General features: G+C 65.5%; 13 protein-coding genes. 10 read left to right on the forward strand and 3 right to left on the reverse strand.

Going from position 1 to position 13209, the window contains the following annotated elements; all coding sequences use genetic code 11:
* Positions 1 to 52 precede the first annotated feature (52 nt).
* From CT676_RS30165 to CT676_RS30180, 4 genes are all read left to right on the forward strand, one after another.
* Complete coding sequence (locus CT676_RS30165) at positions 53 to 925, forward strand: SIS domain-containing protein (RefSeq protein ID WP_135215962.1); 873 nt, start codon at positions 53 to 55, stop codon at positions 923 to 925.
* A 3-nt stretch (positions 926 to 928) separates the two neighbouring features.
* Entirely contained in the window at positions 929 to 2278 is a 1350-nt protein-coding gene (locus CT676_RS30170) for an aspartate aminotransferase family protein (protein WP_085403951.1), read from the forward strand.
* Positions 2279 to 2290: 12 nt separating this feature from the next.
* Entirely contained in the window at positions 2291 to 3304 is a 1014-nt protein-coding gene (locus CT676_RS30175; RefSeq protein WP_063984716.1) for an amino acid ABC transporter substrate-binding protein, read from the forward strand.
* 158 nt (positions 3305 to 3462) lie between these two features.
* Positions 3463 to 4101 (forward strand): aspartate/glutamate racemase family protein, encoded by a 639-nt coding sequence (locus tag CT676_RS30180; protein WP_085403952.1) that lies wholly within the window; start codon positions 3463 to 3465, stop codon positions 4099 to 4101.
* Here the strand turns inward: CT676_RS30180 and CT676_RS30185 are convergent.
* Positions 4098 to 4745 carry a TetR/AcrR family transcriptional regulator gene (locus tag CT676_RS30185; protein WP_063984718.1) on the reverse strand — a complete coding sequence of 216 codons (648 nt, stop codon included), beginning with the start codon at positions 4743 to 4745 and terminating at the stop codon, positions 4098 to 4100. The two genes, CT676_RS30180 and CT676_RS30185, sit on opposite strands and share 4 nt — an antisense overlap.
* Positions 4746 to 4895: 150 nt before the next feature.
* On the opposite strand from CT676_RS30185, the gene CT676_RS30190 reads away from it, so the two are divergent.
* Genes CT676_RS30190 through CT676_RS30210 form a run of 5 tightly spaced genes read left to right on the forward strand, consistent with a single transcriptional unit; the run spans position 4896 to position 9667 of the window.
* Positions 4896 to 5105, forward strand: coding sequence for a ferredoxin (locus CT676_RS30190; protein WP_007607931.1), 210 nt, complete (start codon positions 4896 to 4898; stop codon positions 5103 to 5105).
* A 59-nt stretch (positions 5106 to 5164) separates the two neighbouring features.
* Positions 5165 to 6385, forward strand: a complete 1221-nt coding sequence (locus CT676_RS30195; protein WP_085403953.1) for a cytochrome P450 — start codon at positions 5165 to 5167, stop codon at positions 6383 to 6385.
* Between the two features lie 32 nt (positions 6386 to 6417).
* The gene (locus CT676_RS30200) at positions 6418 to 7752 is read left to right on the forward strand and encodes an MFS transporter (protein WP_085403954.1); all 1335 of its coding nucleotides are present in this window, start codon (positions 6418 to 6420) and stop codon (positions 7750 to 7752) included.
* Between the two features lie 3 nt (positions 7753 to 7755).
* Positions 7756 to 8418 carry a sulfite oxidase-like oxidoreductase gene (locus tag CT676_RS30205; protein ID WP_085403955.1) on the forward strand — a complete coding sequence of 221 codons (663 nt, stop codon included), beginning with the start codon at positions 7756 to 7758 and terminating at the stop codon, positions 8416 to 8418.
* Positions 8419 to 8443: 25 nt separating this feature from the next.
* Complete coding sequence (locus CT676_RS30210; protein ID WP_085403956.1) at positions 8444 to 9667, forward strand: bifunctional alpha/beta hydrolase/OsmC family protein; 1224 nt, start codon at positions 8444 to 8446, stop codon at positions 9665 to 9667.
* A gap of 61 nt (positions 9668 to 9728) precedes the next feature.
* On the opposite strand, the gene CT676_RS30215 is transcribed toward CT676_RS30210, so the two are convergent.
* Entirely contained in the window at positions 9729 to 11174 is a 1446-nt protein-coding gene (locus tag CT676_RS30215) for a PLP-dependent aminotransferase family protein (protein WP_085403957.1), read from the reverse strand.
* A gap of 82 nt (positions 11175 to 11256) precedes the next feature.
* Between CT676_RS30215 and CT676_RS30220 the strand changes: the two genes are divergently transcribed.
* The gene (locus CT676_RS30220; RefSeq protein WP_085403973.1) at positions 11257 to 12171 is read left to right on the forward strand and encodes a DMT family transporter; all 915 of its coding nucleotides are present in this window, start codon (positions 11257 to 11259) and stop codon (positions 12169 to 12171) included.
* On the opposite strand, the gene CT676_RS30225 is transcribed toward CT676_RS30220, so the two are convergent.
* Positions 12150 to 13208, reverse strand: a complete 1059-nt coding sequence (locus tag CT676_RS30225; protein ID WP_085403958.1) for a YeeE/YedE family protein — start codon at positions 13206 to 13208, stop codon at positions 12150 to 12152. The genes CT676_RS30220 and CT676_RS30225 overlap by 22 nt on opposite strands.
* Position 13209: the final 1 nt, after the last annotated feature.

Consider the following 13209-nt stretch of genomic DNA (forward strand, 5'->3'; position numbering starts at 1 on the left):
GCGGCGCACGTCAACTGTTGCACCAATCTGAAAATCGTGCAACAAATGTTTCATGGCCGAGCCCGCGAAATCCTCGCCCTTGAGCGAACTGCGCATTGCGTTGCCATCGCTCCCCCTGCGCCTGCAGGAGGTCGGCCGCTTCGTTGCCGCCAATGACTACGACGCCACCACCCGTTCGATGCGCGATCTCGCCGCCGAGGCCGGCGCCGACCCGGCCGCATTCACGCGGCTTGCCAAGGCCATCGGCTATTCCGGCTGGGACCAGTTGCGCGCGGCGCTCACCGAAGCGCGGCGGCCATCGCAGATCTCACCTTTCTCCGGCCGCGCCAAGAGCCGCCGTCACGGCCCGAACGCCGATGTCGCGCTCGTCACCGACAAGCTCGAGGCCGAGGGCGCCGGCCTTCTGCGCATTCCGGCCCAGCCGATTGCGGATGCAGCCCGCGCGCTGCACGACGCCAAGCGGATCTGGATTGCCGGCTACCGAAGCTGCCGGGGCGTCGCGGAGCTCTTGAACTACGAGCTCCGGCTGTTCCGTCCCGAACAGGTGCAACTCGTCGGTGCATCCGGCCCCGACGATCTCGATCTCGGCGCCTTTCGTCCCGGCGAAGCCGTCATCGTCATCGGCTTCCTGCCCTACACGCATGCGAGCGTCCGTGTTGCGCAGGCCGCCCATCGTGCCGGCGCAGCGCTGATCGCGATCGCGGACAGCCTCTCGGCGCCGATGGCCGAAGGCGCCGACCACGTGCTGCTGTTCGAGGCGGCCTCGTCCCCCGGCTTCTTCCCGAGTCTCACGGGTGCCATCGCGATTGCGCAATCGCTCGCGGCGGTCACATTCTCGCTCGGTGGCACGGCCGCCAAGAAGCGCCTGGAAACCACCGAGGCGCGGCTCGCCGCGGCCTCCACTTACGTCCCAGAGAAAGGTTGACCCATGGCCGCTCGCACCAGCCGCGTGCTGCACCGTTCGTTGCGCGAAACGCCGCCCAAGGCGATCGGCGGCGAAGGCGTCTATCTTTTCGCCGAGGGCGGGCGGCGCGTGATCGACGCCTCCGGCGGCGCAGCCGTCTCCTGCCTCGGCCATCAGCATCCGCGCGTGATCGCGGCGATGACAAAACAAGCCTCGACGCTGGCCTATGCGCACACCGCCTTCTTCTCCTCCGAGCCGGCCGAGGTGCTGGCCGAGACGCTGGTCGGGCATGAACCCGGCGGTCTCGCCTACGCCTATTTCGTCAGCGGCGGATCGGAGGCGATCGAAGCCAGCATCAAGCTGGCGCGGCAATATTTCATCGAAGGCGGCGAGCCGCAGCGGCAGCACTTCATTGCGCGGCGGCAGAGCTATCACGGCAACACGCTCGGCGCGCTCGCCGCCGGTGGCAATGCCTGGCGGCGCGCGCCCTATGCGCCCCTGCTGTCCGGCGCCTTCAGCCATGTGACGCCGGCCTTTGCCTATCACGAGAAGCACGAGGGCGAATCCGATGCGCAGTTCGTGGCGCGACTGGCCGCGGAGCTCGAAGCCGAGTTTCAGCGGCTTGGACCGGACACCGTTGCGGCGTTCCTCGCAGAGCCTGTTGTCGGCGCCACCGCCGGTGCGGTGACGGCACCGGACGGCTACTTCAAGGCGGTGCGTGAGATCTGCGACCGGCATGGCGCCCTCCTCATCCTCGACGAAGTCATGAGCGGCATGGGCCGCACCGGCACGACGCACGCCTGGGAGCAGGAGGGCATTGCTCCTGATATCCAGGCGATCGCAAAGGGCCTCGGCGGCGGCTACCAGCCGATCGGCGCGATGCTCGCGAGCGGCAAGATCATCGACACCATCCGCGCGGGCTCCGGCGCGTTCCAGCATGGCCACACCTATCTGGCGCATCCCCTCGCCTGCGCGGCCGCGCTCGCGGTGCAGGATGTGATCCGCGAGGACCGCCTGCTCGACCGCGTCAAGGAGCGCGGCAAACAGCTCGAGCAGCGGCTGACCGAGCGCTTCGGCAATCACCGCCATGTCGGCGATATCAGGGGCCGCGGCCTGTTCTGGGCGATCGAGCTCGTCGCCGATCGCGCCGGACGCACCTCGTTCGATCCGGCGCTCAAGCTGAACCAGAAGATCAAGGCGGAAGCCTTCGCCAACGGGCTCAGCTGCTATCCCGGTGGCGGTACCGTGGACGGCGTCCGTGGCGACCATGTGCTGCTGGCGCCGCCCTATATCGCTTCGGCTGCCGAGATCGATCTGATCGTCGACAAGCTCGGCACCGCCGTCGACAACGTGTTGCGTAGTGTCAATCACTGAGGGGAGAGTCATATGATGAGGAAAGTGGTTATCGTAGCCGGCATGCTCGCGGCATCGACGGTTGCCGCGTCGGCGGCGACGCTCGACACGGTGAAGAGCCGCGGCACGCTGATCTGCGGCGTCAGCGCCGGCTTTGCCGGTTTCTCCGCGCCGGACTCGCAGGGCAATTACAAGGGTCTCGACGTCGATTATTGCCGCGCGCTCGCGGCCGGCGTGCTCGGCGACGCCAGCAAGGTGCGCTACGTCTCGCTGACCGCGCAGAACCGCTTCACCGCGCTGCAATCGGGCGAGATCGACGTACTCTACCGCAACTCGACCCAGACCTATCTGCGTGGCGTGACGCTGGGCCTCCGCCAGGGTCCGGTCAACTTCTACGACGGCCAGGGCTTTGTCGTGAAGAAGGACCTCGGCGTGAAGGAGATCAAGGATTTGAAGGGTGCGACTGTCTGCGTCGCGCAGGGCACCACGCATGAGGTCACGCTCGGCGATTACGGCCGCGCTAACGGCATCGACTGGAAGCCACTGGTATTCGACCGTGTCGACACCATGTACCAGACCTTCTTCGGCGGCCGCTGCGATGCCATGACCCAGGATGCCTCCGCGCTCGCCGGCGCCGTGACGACCGCGGCGCCGAATCCGGCCGACTACGTCGTGCTGCCGCAGACCATCAGCAAGGAGCCGCTCGGGCCGTTCACCCGCAACGGTGACGAAGTCTGGAGCGACATCATCACCTGGTTGCATTACGGCCTGATCGAGGCCGAGGAACTCGGTGTCACGCAAGGCAATGTCGACGAGATGGCGAAGTCACAGACGCCGGCGGTCCAGCGCCTGCTGGGTGCCTCCGGCGACCTCGGCTCGCGGCTCGGTCTCGACAACAAATGGCTGGTGACGGTGATCAAGGCCACCGGCAATTACGGCGAGATCTACGAGCGCAATGTCGGCAAGGCGAGCCCGCTCAAGCTCGACCGCGGCCTCAACGGCCTCTGGAGCAAGGGCGGCTTGATGTACGCGGTGCCGTTTAAGTAAACGGTGCTTCACCTCTCCCCGCCTGCGGGGAGAGGTCGACCGCGCAGCGGTCGGGTGAGGGGGAGCCTCCGCGAATTCATCCCTCACCTTCAACGTGGATAGAGCCCCTCACCCCGCCCCTCTCCCCGTAAGAACGGGGAGAGGGAGAAGAGACACCGATGCGCATCGCCCTGATCCACGCCCTCAAGCATTCCATCGCGCCGATCGAGGCCGCGTTCGCGAAGGCGTGGCCGGAGGCGCGGCTGATGAACCTGCTCGACGACAGCCTGTCGGCGGATCTGGCCCGCGACGGCGTGCTCAACGATGCCATGACCGAGCGCTTCCTCGCGCTCGGCGACTATGCGGCAGCTACGGGAGCGAACGGAATCCTGTTCACCTGCTCGGCCTTCGGCCCCTGCATCAAGGCCGTCGCGCGCGCACATGCGCCGATGCCCGTGCTGAAGCCGAACGAGGCGATGATCGAGCAGGCCGTGACCATGGGCAAGCGCATTGGCCTGCTCTCGACCTTCCCGCCGACACTGGCCTCGATGCCACCGGAGTTTCCGGCCTCCGCCCAGGTCGTGCCGAAACTCGCTGAGGGCGCGCTGGCGGCGCTCGATCGCGGCGATCGCGCCACGCACGACAGGCTGATTGTCGAGGCTTCAAAGGACTTGCGCGATTGCGACGTCATTGCGCTCGCGCAATTCAGCATCGCGGCAACCGCTCCGCTGGTCGCCGAAGCCACCGGCCGCCCGGTCGTGACGACCCCGGACAGCGCGGTCGACAAGTTGATGAGGCTGCTGAAAGCGAAGGCCTAGGCGCCGGCCTTTTTCCGACGACGCGCATCCTTGATCGCAGCAGCAAGCGCGGCCTTCGTTTCGTTCACAAAGTCCTCGACCAGTTCCTCGCGCGTGGCATGCGCGGCCTCGCCGGTGAACAGGCCCTGCTCGGCCAGCATCACGACGCCATGCAACGCCGCCCAGATCTTGAGGGCTTGCCGTTCGCGCAAGAAGCCGACCGCCGGTGCCTCGAGGGCTTCGATCACCAGCGCAAAAGTCTCGCGCGTGGCGTCGTGCAGCTCGCTGCCCTTCGCCGCGCATGACACGGTGCGGGAAGCGAACATCAGGCGATAGATGCCGTTGCGGCGCAGACCGAAATCGAGCGTCGCCTGCGCCAGCCGCGACAGTTTCGATTGCTTCGACGGCTTCGCCATCGCCTCGCGCAGAAGTGCACTGAGCTGCCGGAACGCCTCCGCCGTCACCGCAGTTAGCAGCGCATCACGGTCGGCAAAATGCCGATACGGCGCCGGCTGCGAGACGCCGAGCTGTTTGGCAAGCGCCTTGATGCTGATCGCCTCGGCACCGCCCTGCTCCGCCTCGCGCAGCGCAGCCTTGATCAAGGCGTCACGGAGATCGCCATGGTGGTAGGTATTCTCCGGCTTACGGACGAGTTGTGAACGCATGTTGCGTCAAGCCTATAAGTTTGCCCTTGACAGGGGAAGCCCGCCGCGAATGTAATAGGATATAACTTAAAGCGGCGACAAATGCCGCCGATAAAATTGACATGAGGAACGCGCGGCCTTCGTCCCGCGCACACGACCGAGGAAGCCGCCATGACAGAGCGACTGAGGGTTCACGTCGATCCCGATAAATGCCAGGGCCACGCGCGCTGCAAGGCGCTCGCGCCGGAGCTGTTCGAGCTCGACGAATACGGCAACGCCCATGAGGCCGGGGACGGCACCGTGCCGCCCGGCCTCGAAGACAAGGCTTGGCTTGCCAAATCCAATTGCCCGGAAATCGCAATCGATGTGATCGAGGAGTAGCGCGGCCCCTGCCCGCTTGCGTGCTTTTAGCGAACACGAGCCCTGAGGGATTTCCTGCCATGTCCGACGTCAGCCAGCCTGTCGCCCACCCGCCCGTCACCGACTGGGTCAACGATTTCGACCACACCGATCCGCAATGGACGGAGGATCCGTTCTCGATCTGGGAGGAGCTTCGCTCCGCGAGCCCGGTGGTGCATACAAAGCGCTTCCTCGGCTGCTACATGCCGACGACTTATGAGGCGGTGCGCGAGATCGCCAACGACACCGAGCATTTCTCCTCGCGCCGCATCATCGTCCGTGACGTTCGGCCCGAAGTCGCCAGGAACGCCGCTCCGCCGATCACCTCCGACCCGCCCGTGCACAAGCCAGCCAAGCAATTGCTGTTGCCGCCTTTCACGCCGGACGCGATGAAGAAGCTGGAACCGCGGATGCGCGCGATCTGCAACGAGCTGATCGACGGGTTCATCGCCGATGGCAAGGTCGATGCCGCAGCGCGCTACAGCAAATATATCCCGGTTCAGGCCATCGCCCATATGCTCGGCATTCCCGAGAGCGACAGCGATCTGTTCATCGACTGGATCCACATGATCCTCGAGCTCGGCATCAAGGACGAGAACAAGCTGCTCCAGGCCGTGCAGGAGATGAGCGCCTATTTCAGGACGCATATCGAGGAGCGCAGATCGAAGCCGACCGACGACCTGATTTCCTATTTGATGAACGCCAAGGACAAGGAAGGCCAGCCGCTGGAAGAGTCCCATGTGCTGGGTTCGCTGCGGCTGCTCCTGATCGCCGGCATCGACACCACCTGGAGTGCGATCGGCTCCTCGCTCTGGCATCTCGCCCGGACGCCGGCCGACCGCGAACGGCTGATCGCCGAGCCCGGGCTGATCCCGATCGCCGTGGAGGAGCTGCTGCGGGCCTATTCGCCGGTGACCATGGCCCGCGAGGTGGTCAAGGAGACCACGATCTCGGGCTGCCCGGTCAAGGCGGGCAACATGGTGCTGCTGTCGTTCCCGGCCGCCAACCGCGACCCCAAGATGTTTCCGGACGCTGACAAAGTCGTGATCGACCGCCGGGAGAATCGCCATGCCGCCTTCGGCCTCGGCATCCACCGCTGCGTCGGTTCCAACCTTGCACGCATGGAGATGCAGGTTGCGCTGGAGGAATGGCTGAAGCGGATCCCGGACTTCTCCCTCGATCCGGCAGGCACGGTGACCTGGTCACAGGGCACGGTGAGAGGCCCCCGCCAGTTGCCATTTCTGTTCGGAAAGGCGATGTAGGCCTTTCCAAGACCAACGGAGAGAGGCCGGACGTGACAGAGCAAGCAACCCTACCGGCCTCTGATCACATCGATATCGACATCGACATCGCCGACGCCAAACGGCGGATCAAGGCGATCTTCATCGGCTCGATCGGCAATCTCGTCGAGTGGTACGATTTTTACGCCTATACGGCGTTCGCGCTCTATTTCGCTCCGGCCTTCTTCCCCGGCAACGACCCCGTCGTCCAGCAATTGAACGTCGCCGTGGTGTTCGCGGCGACCTTCCTGATGCGCCCCTTGGGCGGCTGGCTGTTCGGCTACATCGCGGATCATTTCGGCCGGCGTATCTCGCTGACGTTATCCGTCGTCTTCATGTGCTTCGGCTCGCTGATCATCGCGCTGACGCCGACCTATGCGACCATCGGTTTCGCCGCGCCGGTGATCCTGGCGCTCGCCCGCGTCATCGAAGGCCTGAGCCTCGGCGGCGAATATGGTGCCAGCGCAACCTATCTCAGCGAGGTTGCCGATCCCAAGCATCGCGGCTTCTATTCGAGCTTTCAATACGTCACGTTGATCGGCGGCCAGCTCACCGCGATCATCGTGCTGCTGCTCCTGCAAAAGGTCTTCCTCACGCCGGAGGAGCTGAGGGCCTGGGGCTGGCGCATCCCGTTTGCGATCGGCGCGGCGCTGGCGATCTTTGCCGCGGTGATGCGGCGCAATCTGCACGAGACTGAGGCCTTCGAGGAAGCCAAGAAGGTGGTGAAGCCGACCGGCTCGCTGGCCAATCTGCTACGCTACCCGCGCGAGTTGCTGCTGGTAGTGGGCCTCACGGCCGGCGGCACCGCGGCGTTCTACACCTTCACCACCTACATGCAGACGTTCGTCAAGCTCTCGGTCGGCCTGACCGAGGACCAGACCACTTTCGTGATTTTCGGCACGCTGATCTTCGCGACGATCCTGCAGCCGATCTACGGCGCGATCTCCGACAAGATCGGGCGCAAGCCATTGCTGATCTTCTTCGGCGTCGCGGGTACGCTCGCGACCGTGCCGCTGCTGATGACGCTGAAGGAGACCAAGTCGCCTTTCATGGCCTTCATCCTGATCTGCTGCGCCTGGTTGTTCGTCGCCGGTTACACCTCGATCAACGCCGTGGTGAAGGCCGAGCTGTTCCCGACCAATGTCCGCGCCCTCGGTGTCGGCCTGCCCTACGCCATCACGGTCTCGATCTTCGGCGGTACGGCGCCGGCGATCGCGCTCTATTTCAAGAGCATCGGGCATGAGGAGTGGTTCTACTACTATCTCGCCGGCGTCATCTGTTTGTCGCTGATCATCTATTCCACCATGCGTGACACCAAGCACGCCTCCGCGATGCACCGCCACGAGTAGCTCATGGCCGACGACAACGAGCCGCCCGACAGCAAGCTGACGCGCACCAAGGAGAAATGGGCGCGCGAAGGCCGCTTCCTCACCGGCCGCGTTACGCGACCGGAGGATCAGCGGCTGCCGCCGGGCCAGCATCTCACCAAGGACTGGCCGGTGCTCGATCTCGGAGTCGTGCCGCCGGTTTCGCGCGAGCGCTGGCGGCTCGACGTCTACGGTGCGATCGAGACCCCCGTATTCTGGACGTTTGCCGAATTCGCAGCGCAGAAGCAGGCGCAGTTCACCTCCGACATTCACTGCGTGACGACCTGGTCGCGCTACGACAATCAATGGGAAGGGCTCGCCACGCGCGAACTGCTGGCAGCCTGCCGGCCGCGCGAGGACGCGCGCTTCGTTGTCTTGCATTCCCATGACGGCTACACCACCAACCTGACGCTGGAAGACTTTGCCGCCGAAGACGCGCTGCTCGCCCACAGCTGGTCGGGTCAGCCGCTGACCGAAGAGCACGGCGGCCCGGTACGGCTCGTCGTGCCGCATCTGTATTTCTGGAAGAGCGCCAAATGGCTCCAGGCCATCGAGTTCCTGACCGAGGACGCGCCGGGCTTCTGGGAAGTCCGCGGCTATCATAACCGCGGCGATCCCTGGGCCGAGCAGCGTTATTCAAGCGATTAAGTTCAAGCAAGGACGGGGGAAACCCATGCCGACCGAACGCTTTCAATTCACCGGCGAAGGTGGCCATCAACTAGCCGCCGCGCTGGAACTGCCCGATGGCGAGCCCGCGGCCTACGCGCTGTTCGCGCACTGCTTCACCTGCGGCAAGGACACGCTGGCAGCAAAACGCATCTCGGTCGCGCTCGCCGCCACGGGCATTGCGGTGCTGCGCTTCGACTTCACCGGGCTCGGCTCCAGCGAAGGCGATTTTGCCAATTCGACGTTCACCTCCAACGTCGCCGACCTCGTGCGCGCCGCCGATCATCTGCGCCAGCTCCGCACGGCGCCATCGATCCTGATCGGCCACAGCCTCGGCGGTGCCGCGATCCTCGCCGCGGCCGGAAGGATTCCGGAAGCCAAGGCTGTCGTGACCATCGCGGCGCCGTCCGATCCCGCTCACGTCACCGGTCTGTTCAGCGAGCATCTCGACAGCATCCGCGCGCAGGGCGAAGTCGAGGTCTCGCTCGCGGGGCGCCCGTTCCGGATCAAGCGCGAATTCCTCGACGACATCGCCGAGCAAGAACTGATGAAGGACATCACCGGCCTGCACAAGGCGCTGCTGGTGATGCAGTCACCTGTCGACGACACCGTCGGCATCGACAATGCGACCAAGATTTTCGTTGCGGCAAGACACCCCAAGAGCTTCGTCTCGCTCGACCACGCCGATCATCTCCTGACCAAGCCGGCCGACGCCCTCTACGCGGCCGACGTGATCGCGGCCTGGGCCAGCCGCTACATCGACACCGCGAAGCCCGCGAAGGCGATGGATCTCGCGGAAGAGCCGCGCAAAGTGGTGGTGCAGGAAACCCGCAAGAGCAAGTTCAACCAGGCCATCACCGTCGGCCCGCATCACCTGGTGGCTGACGAGCCGGTCGCGGCCGGCGGCGAGGATGCCGGCCCCGGCCCTTACGACTTCCTGCTCGCCGGGCTGGGTGCCTGCACCTCCATGACCATGCGCCTCTATGCCGATCGCAAATCGCTGCCGCTCGATCGCGTCACGGTCACGCTGAAGCATTCGAAAATCTACGCCAAGGACTGCGCGGAGTGCGAGACGCGCGATGGCATGCTCGACCAGATCGAGCGCGACATCGCGATCGACGGCGCGCTCGACGCGGAGCAGCGCAAGAAGTTGATGGAGATCGCCGACAAATGTCCGGTGCACCGGACGCTGACCTCGGAGATCCGCATCGTGACGAAGGCCGTGGACTAGCGCGTTATTGTTTAAGCATGATCTTTTCAGAAAACCGCTTCACACTTTTCCGGATCATGCTCTAGAAGCACGACGCCATCGTCCGCACCGCCGCGCTGATCTCATTCTCGCGCCAGGCCGCGAAGCCGAGCAGCAGGCCATGGTCGCGTGGACGGCCGAGCGCCAGGCTGGACAGGGCCCGCGTTTCGACGCCTGCCTCGACCAGCCGTTGTACCGCCGCCTGATCGGCGCGACCGCGCTTGAGGCGGGCGACCAGCTGGATGCCGCCCGACGGCACTTCGGCGGACAGAACTTCGCCCAGATGGCACTCCAGTCCCTCGACGAGGTGATCGCGGCGCGCGTGATAGAGCCGCCGCATCCGGCGCAGATGCGCGAGAAAATGCCCGTCGGCGATGAACTCCGCCAGCGCTTCCTGGATGTGGCTGGAGGCGATCAGCCCGATGTGCCGCTGTGCGATCTCGAGGGTGCCGACCAGCCCTGGTGGCGCGACGACATAGCCGAGCCGGATATCCGACGTCATCGCCTTCGAAAACGTTCCGACATAGAACACGCGGCCATGGGCGTCTAACCCCTGCAAGGCCGGCACCGGCCGGCTGTCATAGTGGAATTCGCCGTCGTAATCGTCTTCGACGATCCAGGTCTCGCCTGGCCTGCTCATGCCCAGGAATTCGGTGCGGCGCGCGAGCGACATCAGCCGCCCGGTCGGATGCTGATGCGAGGGCGTCATGAAGATGAGCTTTGGCGCGGTCATGCCCGGCATCCGCTGCATGCCCTGCTCATCCAGCTTCATCCCCATCACGCGCGCGCCGGAGGCGCGGAAGGCCGCCGCAGCGCCGGGATAGCCGGGGTCCTCGACCCAGACATCGTCGCCGGGCGTGATGAGCGCAGCCGCAATCAGGGTCAGCGCGGCCTGCGCGCTCGGCAGGATCAGGATCTGGTCCGCGGCGGCGCGGACGCCCCTGCTGGCGGCCAGATAATGCGCCAGCGCCCGGCGCAGGCGCGTCCGGTTGACCGGTCCAAGCTCACGCTTGGCTGCGCGCACCGCGCTGCGGCGCAGGCAGCGGGCCCACACTTCGTGTGGAAACTCCCGCGCATCTCCATGCCCCGGACGCAGGGGTTTTAGCGGCGCCTGATAGGACATCGGCCAGTCGGTCTGCTTGAGCTTCGACGCCCAGGGCGAGAGCCGCGGCTTGCCCGAGCGGACGCTCGGTGCGACCGCGCCCGTCCCTTCGTTACGGCCGCCGTCGACCGTGACCATGGGACGACGACCGTGCGACGCCTCGAGATATCCCTCGGCGGCGAGCTGCTCGAAGGCATAAGTAACGGTGTTGCGCGAGACGCCGAGGTCGCTCGCGAGCCGGCGGCTCGACGGCAGCGCGCGGCCTTTGCCGAGCCGACCGGTCGCGATCAGGTTTCGCAGCTGGCTCGTCAGCTGCGCCGTCAGCCCCTCGTCGTCGGTCCGCTTCAGCTCGATCAGGGCGGAGATCACACCTTCCGAAACTGGCACCTTATTCCTTTCCGATCTGGCACTTTTTCAGGTGCCACTCCGGATGCTATCCGCCGGACTGGACTGCTTCAAGGATTTTGCGATGAACTCCCTCTCCTCCCGCGCGGCCGTCGGCCTGTTCCTGATCGTCGTGCTGGCCTGGGGCGTGAACTGGTCGGTGACGAAGCAACTCGTCCAGTTCCTTCCGCCACTATGGACTTCGGCGATCCGGAGCTGGATCGCGCTGGCCGGATTGTTCGTGATCCTCGGGCTGAGCAACAATCTGATGATCCCGGAGCGGCGCGACATTCCGGTGATCCTCAGCGTCGCGCTGCTGCACATGACGGTGTTCTCGGTTCTGGTTGCGGCCGGTGTGCGCTTCCTGCCCGCAAGCAAGGCGATCGTGCTCGGCTACACCACGCCGCTCTGGGTCGCGATCGCCGCGCCCTTGCTGGGGAAGGATACGCTGACGGCGCCCAAGCTCGCCGGCGCCTTGCTCGGGCTGATCGGCCTTGCCGTGATCCTGAACCCCACGTCGATCGATTGGACCAATACCAACGTCCTGCTCGGGGCCGGCATGGTCGTCCTGGCCGCGATGTCCTGGGCCGCGAACATCATCTATATGAGCGCGCATCGCTGGATTGCATCGCCGCTCCAGCTCCTGCTCTGGCAGGTGCTCGTGGCGACGATCGTACTGACGGGATCGGCTGTTATCATGGAGGGCCCGCCGCACGCGGAATGGTCGTGGAAGCTCGTGCTGCTTTTCCTGTATTCCGGCCTGATCGGAACGGCGCTGGCCTATTGGGCGATGTCGATGGTCAACAAGAGCATCTCGGCCCTGACGACGTCGCTCGGCACCACCGGGACGCCGCTCGTTGGCATCGCCAGCGCGGCGATCCTGCTGGGCGAGCCGATCGACATGAGCCTTGCCGTCGCGGCCGGACTGATCGTCACCGGCATCGGTCTTGCGACGCTGGGCGACCGGCTGCTGCGCGGTCAGGCCACCGCGAGCGGCTGAACCCGCAGTGCGCCGCGCAGGCCGGCCGTCGTGCCGAGCAGGATGCCGGCGACCGCGACGAACGAGCCCAGAGCGAGCGTCGATACGCCGGTGAGCCCCTGCCCGATCGAGCAGCCGAACGCCATCACGCCGCCGATCCCCATCAGCGCGGCGCCGCCGGCAGACCGCAGCATGTGGCGCGGCGAGGAATAACCTTCGAGGTGGAAACGGCCTGTGGCGAGCGCGGTGACAAGGCTGCCGGCGAGAACGCCGGCCACGGTAGCAATGCCGAAGTTGAGCGTCAGACCGGTCGAGAGCATGGCGTATTGCAGGCTATCGGCAATCGGCGCGACGAAGGTGAGCGAGGTCACCGGGACCGGATTGAAATCGTCGGCGCCGAGATAGCCGGTGACGAACCAGCCGCTGGCGACCAGGAGGCCAACGACGACACCGGCTGCAATCTGGCCGGGCGAACGCCGGAACGCCGGGTGCGCGAACGCAAACAGGATCAGCGCAACGACGATTACGGCAGCGCCCAGCGCGCGCGATGCCGCTTCGCCGGGGCCGAATGTCGCCAACAGTGACGGCAGCGAATTGGCGTTGACGGTCGTTTGCGAGGCCTGAAGCAGCGCGATGCGCGCCGGCGCGATCAGGCCCTTGAGCGTCATCTGCGCGGCGATGGCGAGCACGATCACGACGACGAAAGAGCGGAGATTGCCGCGGCCGAGCAGCACCAGCGCCCGCGAGCCGCAGCCGTTCGACAACACCATGCCGTAGCCGAACAACAGGCCGCCGAGGAACAGCACCGGCACTGAAAAGGATTGTTGCAGATAGATCGACTTGCCGAGATCGACCATGCCGCTACCGGCAAGGAATTGGCTCGCAGCAACCGCAACAGCAATCGCCATCGCAAAGGTTCGCACCAGCCGCCCGTCTCCTTCGACCAGCCAGCCGCGCATGCTGCTCATCAGGCAGAAGCCGCTGAGCAGGCCCACGGCGCCATAGATGAGCCCGATGACGAGGCCGGCAAGGATGACGAGTTGGATGGACGAGTCCATG

It is taken from the genome of Bradyrhizobium sp. MOS001, assembly GCF_004634465.1.
GTDB classification, from domain to species: domain Bacteria; phylum Pseudomonadota; class Alphaproteobacteria; order Rhizobiales; family Xanthobacteraceae; genus Bradyrhizobium; species Bradyrhizobium barranii.

What these genes read in the sequence shown, in the direction of transcription:
- CT676_RS30170 (WP_085403951.1), top strand. Translation starts at nt 929, where the DNA reads ATGGCCGCTCGCACCAGCCGCGTGCTGCACCGTTCGTTGCGCGAAACG.
- CT676_RS30165 (WP_135215962.1), top strand. Translation starts at nt 53, where the DNA reads ATGGCCGAGCCCGCGAAATCCTCGCCCTTGAGCGAACTGCGCATTGCG.
- CT676_RS30185 (WP_063984718.1), bottom strand. Translation starts at nt 4,745, where the DNA reads ATGCGTTCACAACTCGTCCGTAAGCCGGAGAATACCTACCACCATGGC.
- CT676_RS30205 (WP_085403955.1), top strand. Translation starts at nt 7,756, where the DNA reads ATGGCCGACGACAACGAGCCGCCCGACAGCAAGCTGACGCGCACCAAG.
- CT676_RS30210 (WP_085403956.1), top strand. Translation starts at nt 8,444, where the DNA reads ATGCCGACCGAACGCTTTCAATTCACCGGCGAAGGTGGCCATCAACTA.
- CT676_RS30175 (WP_063984716.1), top strand. Translation starts at nt 2,291, where the DNA reads ATGATGAGGAAAGTGGTTATCGTAGCCGGCATGCTCGCGGCATCGACG.
- CT676_RS30225 (WP_085403958.1), bottom strand. Translation starts at nt 13,208, where the DNA reads ATGGACTCGTCCATCCAACTCGTCATCCTTGCCGGCCTCGTCATCGGG.
- CT676_RS30195 (WP_085403953.1), top strand. Translation starts at nt 5,165, where the DNA reads ATGTCCGACGTCAGCCAGCCTGTCGCCCACCCGCCCGTCACCGACTGG.
- CT676_RS30190 (WP_007607931.1), top strand. Translation starts at nt 4,896, where the DNA reads ATGACAGAGCGACTGAGGGTTCACGTCGATCCCGATAAATGCCAGGGC.
- CT676_RS30180 (WP_085403952.1), top strand. Translation starts at nt 3,463, where the DNA reads ATGCGCATCGCCCTGATCCACGCCCTCAAGCATTCCATCGCGCCGATC.
- CT676_RS30220 (WP_085403973.1), top strand. Translation starts at nt 11,257, where the DNA reads ATGAACTCCCTCTCCTCCCGCGCGGCCGTCGGCCTGTTCCTGATCGTC.